The sequence below is a fragment of the Prosthecobacter sp. genome (genome assembly GCF_049294395.1).
Lineage (GTDB): Bacteria > Verrucomicrobiota > Verrucomicrobiia > Verrucomicrobiales > Verrucomicrobiaceae > Prosthecobacter.
Map to the genome: position 1 here is coordinate 1 of NZ_JBAQCR010000094.1, position 5,586 is coordinate 5,586.

Below are 5,586 nucleotides of genomic sequence, written 5' to 3' on the forward strand. Positions count from 1 at the left end.
CCACCATATTGTCCCCGCTAGCTTGTCCATTTAGATCAAGACGCCAGCAGCCAACCTATCCTCAAAAACTCTTCCTCACCTCCTGCCACTCCTCCCAGCAGCGCACCGGATCGATGTCCTTGTACCCGCGCTCCGCATCGATCTTCGCCGCCACATCCCGCGGCATGGCCACCGCCTTGCAGCCATTGCGGATTTCGATCACCTCCGCCTCCGTCAGCGCACTGCCCTTCTCCTCCTCCCGGTTCACCAGGATCGAAATCAAACTCGGGATCGGATAAATTAAGAGGGGCTCGGAATCACTCATGTCGTGGGTGGAAAGTTCCAAACTCCCTTTCACTCCTCCGCATACGGGTCAAGCCCGAGAATGGATTTATGCTCCGAGGGCTTCACTTCCAACAGCTTGGTGTGAAACAGCGTTTGCATCGTCGTATCCAGCGGTGCAAAAGGCCCGTATTCGATGAGCAGCACCTCGCCAGCAGCGGTCCTCCCCCGGATGCTCAGCATTTCCACATCATTGGGCCCCACCTTCACAGCTCCGCTCCGAATCATCTCCTTGGCCTTTTCAGGGGGCAGCGAATTGAGGATCTCCACTGGATACTGATGAGCAAAAGCAGCCTTGGCCGCTGCCAGCACGTCCGTATAGAGCATCTGCAATTCCTTCTCACTCACCGCCGCCTTCTCCGGCGCAGCCTGCCCCAGCGGCAACGAATAATAAACCGGCGACTTCGGAGTCTCACGTTTCAGCCTAACCGCCGTCGCATAAACCTGGACAGTATCCGTGCACAACGCCGAGGTGATTGAAAGTTCCGTCCATTCAGAATCCAGCAAGGCCCGCACACGGTCGGGAAACGGCGTTACCGGCTGTGCCTTGGCCGCCCCGCAACAAAAGCTGAATCCACAAAGGAGCGCGAGAATGCGGATCATGTAGGTGGCTCCCACGGGTAATGAATCGAAAGACTGCATGAGGGACACACCTGATTTTCCGGAAGCCTGACGGATTGAGGAAGCGGGTTGCGACATCTAAAACAGAGGAACGGACGCCCGAGCCAATCCAGCGTGGCGGGAATATACCGCAGCGCCCCAGGCTCAAAGTGGAGGCACCAATGAGGTCGCTCGACATCGCCATGATAGCGGCAGGCACCCATCACTTCCATGTCTTCGTTCTCATCGCTGTTATCGCATGCCACCAGCCGCATCCCCTCCTCCAGCCGAATCTGGTGGTAATGTAAATCGACCAAGGTGCCGTAAGAATCCAGCTCCAGCCATTCGCTGGTTTCACCTTGGCAGCAGCCATTGAAGTCGGCGTAAATTTTTGGAATCATGAAATGGCGTCCATGGCTTTTTTAATAGCGCCTCCATCAGATCAAAAAAACAGCCACCGGTCAATCTTGAGGATTTCACTCCCCATCCGGATCGATCCCCAGCCTGCGCAGCTCCTGCCGCTGCCCCTCATCCAAAGGCCTGCCAAGACCGGCAGCCAGCTCCTCCATTTTCCAACGCTGTCCGTTCATGAAAGCCAGCGAAAGCCCCAGCCCCGCTTTCGTCACCGCCTCACGCAGTGGCGATCCCTCATCCAAGCCATCATGCACCACCTTCAGCATGTCGCACAGACGGTGCAGTTCGTTTTCGTCTTCGGCGATCATGCGGCTCATCGCTGTTTTTTGGGCTGATCTTCCAGCGACTTCCTTGCAAAGTTCACCGCTCTTTTCTTTTCAGGAAACTTCTTCTCAATCTCATCAAGCAGCGGCAGCACCTTGTCCTTTGGGAAGCGTCCAGAGCCCAGGGTTTCGATGGCACGCTCCTGCATGTCTTGAATGTGATCCATCGTATTCACGATCTGCTTCTCACCCGTGGCGAGGTCTCGAACGAATTCGAAAGATCCCGTGCTCACGGCCAGAGCGTCTGTGGCTGCCTTCTCAGCCTCTTTGGGGGACATAACCCCTTCCCCCGCATCTGTCGTCAAATCGAGCCCCTCCTGCTTGTAGAGGCGAAAGCGGATGGTTGCAGGCTTGCCCACCTTGGGCTGATGCCCCTTGATCTTGAAGTAACCGCCCTTTCTGACCAGCTTCTTAAAATCGTAGCTGTTGCCGCACCAGCTGAAGGCATGCGGCTGAACCCGCGTCCAGGTGCCATCTTCATTTTTGGCCTCAAGCTTCAGATACACATCGCCATCCTGCGCTCCAAGGACGATGTCGTGATCGCTGCGATTGATCAGATAGACATCCATCGGCTCGGACTGCCTGGCCCGTGCGTAATCGGCAAAGAGTGTGACCTTGCCCTCGTTGCTGGGGATTCCGCTGGGAAGACTGGCAATCGGAGTATCGCATGGAAGTGCGTCAGACGTTTCATTGGGGGCAAACGGGTCAGACGGCGGCTCGAGTGGACGCTGGGCAAGAGCGGCCTGCGTAGCAAGCATCAAGGCAAGAGAGAGAAATCGAAGGTTCATGGGGACAATGAATGCTATGTGGCTGTCCATGCGACACTTTGCCACGCTCAGAACGCATGGGGCCGATTTTCAGAAGACGCCACCCATGAAATCGAAAAAGCCTCCGCAAGTCAAGCCTTTGGCACAGCTGCCGATCAAGGTCAGCCAAAGCATTCGGCAGCTTTAGATCGTTAAGGCCTTCCCCCCCCCCCTGAAAGCGGGTGCGCTTCGTGCTGCCTGCTGTAAAGGAGCCTGAAACATCCCTCACGCCCCCGCAAAGAACCCCGCGCGCGCCGCGTTAAGCTTTCACCCCTCTCATGAACCTTGCCCTCCGTCCCGCCACGCATGAAGCATTGCAACGCTTTCGCCTGCGCCGTCAGAAGCTGCTGCAGTTCCGCGCAGCCCTCTGTGCCGCGGCGATTGCCCTCGCCGCCTTCACGTTGATCGCCCTGCTGGACCGCGCGTGGTTCATGCCGGATGCGCTACGGCCCTGGGTCACGCTCATCGCCTACGGTGGCGCTGCCTACGCTGCATGGCGCGTGGCGTGGAGATTCATCGCACAGGCCAATGGCAAAGAAGGCACCGCCAAGCTCATCGAGGCCGCTGAGCCAGCCCTGCGCGAGCGCCTGCTCGCCGCTGTCGAGCTCGCCGATCCACGCGGTGGCGTGAACGTCAAAGACTCCGTCGAGTTCCGTGAGAAGCTTCAGGACGACGTCGCCGCCTCCATCGAAAGCATCGACTGGAATGCGAAGCTGCCCACGCGCACCCTGCGCCCCTGGTTCATCGCCGCCGGCTCAGTCGCCGCCGCCGTCCTCGTGCTCTGCCTCATTCCCGGCCTCCACCTCGGCGGCTTCCTCGCGCGCGCCGCCCTGCCCTTCGCGAATCTTGAACGCCCCGCCTCGGTCAAGATCCACATCTTGGAGCCACTCCAGGCCCGCACCCTCGCCCCCATCGGCTCCGAAGCGCCCCTCATCATCGAAACCGAAGGCCCGCAGCCCGCCCAGGTCACGCTGGAGTTTGCCGTGGAAGGCTCCAAGCCCCGCCGCACCGAGCTCTCCGCCGTCGGCACCGCACGCTTTGAAGGCGTCGTCCCCGTCGGCCAGACAGATGTGCGCTACCGCGTGCATGCCGCCGATGCCATCACCCCCTGGCGCACCCTCAGCGCCCGCGCACGGCCACGCATCGTGGAGTTCACCAAGACCATCGTCCCGCCCGCCTACTCCGGCTGGACGGAGTCCCAGGTCAAGGCAGACCAGGGCGACCTCGAAGCCCTCGACGGCTCCACCATCAAACTCACGCTCAAAACCAACCAACCTGTCTCGAAGAGCGACTTCCAGTTGAACCCCGATCTCCCCGAGAAAAAGCCCCTGCCCTCCACCACCACGCCCGATGGACTGCTCACCGCAGACATCGCCGTGCAGGCCACGCACAGCTCCTGGCAGGTCACGTTGAAGTCTCAGGAAACCGGCTTCACCAATGAGGAAAGCACCCCCTGGCGCATCACCACCATCCCGGATCTCCCGCCCACCGCGCAGATCAACGAACCCGCCGAGCAGATCGAACTCCTCGCCGATGAAGCCGTGCGCCTCGCCGGACTCGTCACCGACGACGTCGGCCTCGGTGGCGTGAAGCTCTCCCACGCCATCAATGGTGCCAACTGGACCGAGCGCGATCTCCCCTTCACCAAGTCTGCCAAAGAAGCCCCCGTGCAGACGCTCCTCCCCCTCGCCCCGCTCGGTGTGAAGACCGGCGATGCCCTCCTCATCAAGCTCATCGCCATCGACCTCAAAGGCCAGAAGGCCGAGTCCCCCCCCATCCGCGTCATCATCCTTGAGCAGACGATTGATCCCCGCCAGCGCGACTGGGCGGAAAGCCAGCGCCGCCTCGCGCTGAAGGCCGATCGTCTCGATGAACAAACCCGCGAGCTGCGCAAGGACCTCGACAAGGTGCGCAAGACCGAACGCAACTCCCGCAAAGACCCCGACAAGGCCAAGGACGAAGCCGCCAACGCCCTCGCCTCCGCGCAGGAAAAACTCGAGCAGGTCAAGGCCCAGTCCGAAGAACTCTGGACCGCCCTGAAGGACGCCGCACGCGACGCCCCCAATCAGCTCGATGCCTCCGAAGTCCAGCTCCTTGGCAAAAAGCTTGCCCAGCTCCGCCGCGAGCAGCTCCCCGACCTCGAAAAGCTCAACTCCGACGAGATCGAAAACACCGAGCCCCTCAAGCGCGCCGCCAGTGAAGCCGCCGGCCACGCCAGCGTCATCGCCGATGCCCTCCGCGCCTTCGCCGCCCAAGAAAGCGCCATGATCGCCGCCAAGGAATCGCAGCAGCTCCAGCGCCAGTCCCGCATGCTCACCGAGACCTCCCTCCAGGCCAACCGCGATGCCGAGCAGCGCCCCAAATGGCAGGAGCAGCAGCGCGCCCTCATGGCCCAGGCCAAGACCCTGCAGAAGGACTTGGAAAAGCTTGATGAAACGCAGAAGGGCCGCAATCGCGGGCAGTTCCAGGACATCGACAAAAAGGTCACCGAGACCTCCGCCGATCTTGACAGCAGTCTGGACAAGAAAGATCAAACGAAAAGCCCTGAGCATCTCTATGGCGCATCCGACAATCTGCGCAGCCGTTTGCAGCAGGCCGCCGATGTGACCCGCAACATTGCCGAACAAACTGCCAACGAAGCCCAGCAGCGCCGCGAAAACCTCATCCGCCAGGAAAACCCTGCACTGGCCAAGCTGGTCAAGGCCCGGTACTACATTGCGGAAGCTGAAAATGAGGCACGTGACCCAAATCACAAAAAAAAGAACGACAACGATGGCCTCATGGCCTTGAAGAGTGCCGAGAAACAGCTCACCGAAGCCGCCAGACAACTCCAAGACCAGGCCGAACTGCGCGAGCAAAACCAAGCCACCAACACCCAGGCCGCGCTCGACATGAATCGCGCCAGCCGCGCCGTGGGCGAGCTCGCACGGCAGACCTCCGCAGCCGGGAGCATTCCCCTGCCGACGCAGGAAGAGGCCGATAAAGCACGGCGCAGCAATGGGCCGCCCTCTCCGGCCGCCAAGACCATGGCAGATCTCAAGGAGCAGACCTCGCAGCTCGATCTGGCCACACGCATCCTGGAAGCCGATGCCCTCGCACAGGACGCCGCGCAGGCCCTGGAG

General features: G+C 60.8%; 6 protein-coding genes. 1 reads left to right on the forward strand and 5 read right to left on the reverse strand.

Annotation, left to right across the window (positions count from 1 at the left end; translation table 11 throughout):
- Positions 1 to 61 precede the first annotated feature (61 nt).
- From WAW39_RS06065 to WAW39_RS06085, 5 genes are all read right to left on the reverse strand, one after another.
- A complete protein-coding gene (locus tag WAW39_RS06065; protein WP_422316813.1) occupies positions 62 to 304 on the reverse strand; it encodes a hypothetical protein in 243 nt (80 codons plus the stop codon).
- Positions 305 to 333: 29 nt separating this feature from the next.
- Entirely contained in the window at positions 334 to 924 is a 591-nt protein-coding gene (locus WAW39_RS06070; protein WP_422316815.1) for a hypothetical protein, read from the reverse strand.
- Positions 921 to 1,322 (reverse strand): hypothetical protein, encoded by a 402-nt coding sequence (locus WAW39_RS06075; protein WP_422316817.1) that lies wholly within the window; start codon positions 1,320 to 1,322, stop codon positions 921 to 923. Before WAW39_RS06075 ends, WAW39_RS06070 begins: the two co-directional genes overlap by 4 nt.
- Before the next feature lie 75 nt (positions 1,323 to 1,397).
- Complete coding sequence (locus tag WAW39_RS06080) at positions 1,398 to 1,652, reverse strand: hypothetical protein (RefSeq protein ID WP_422316819.1); 255 nt, start codon at positions 1,650 to 1,652, stop codon at positions 1,398 to 1,400.
- Positions 1,649 to 2,446, reverse strand: a complete 798-nt coding sequence (locus WAW39_RS06085) for a hypothetical protein (protein ID WP_422316821.1) — start codon at positions 2,444 to 2,446, stop codon at positions 1,649 to 1,651. The genes WAW39_RS06080 and WAW39_RS06085 overlap by 4 nt, the downstream gene beginning before the upstream one ends.
- Positions 2,447 to 2,742: 296 nt before the next feature.
- Between WAW39_RS06085 and WAW39_RS06090 the strand changes: the two genes are divergently transcribed.
- Positions 2,743 to 5,586 (forward strand): hypothetical protein (locus WAW39_RS06090; protein ID WP_422316823.1); only part of this gene is annotated, 2,844 nt, incomplete at its 3' end.

Coding starts and splice junctions, on each gene's coding strand:
- WAW39_RS06085 (WP_422316821.1), bottom strand. CDS start 2,446: ATGAACCTTCGATTTCTCTCTCTTGCCTTGATGCTTGCTACGCAGGCC.
- WAW39_RS06080 (WP_422316819.1), bottom strand. CDS start 1,652: ATGAGCCGCATGATCGCCGAAGACGAAAACGAACTGCACCGTCTGTGC.
- WAW39_RS06075 (WP_422316817.1), bottom strand. CDS start 1,322: ATGATTCCAAAAATTTACGCCGACTTCAATGGCTGCTGCCAAGGTGAA.
- WAW39_RS06070 (WP_422316815.1), bottom strand. CDS start 924: ATGATCCGCATTCTCGCGCTCCTTTGTGGATTCAGCTTTTGTTGCGGG.
- WAW39_RS06065 (WP_422316813.1), bottom strand. CDS start 304: ATGAGTGATTCCGAGCCCCTCTTAATTTATCCGATCCCGAGTTTGATT.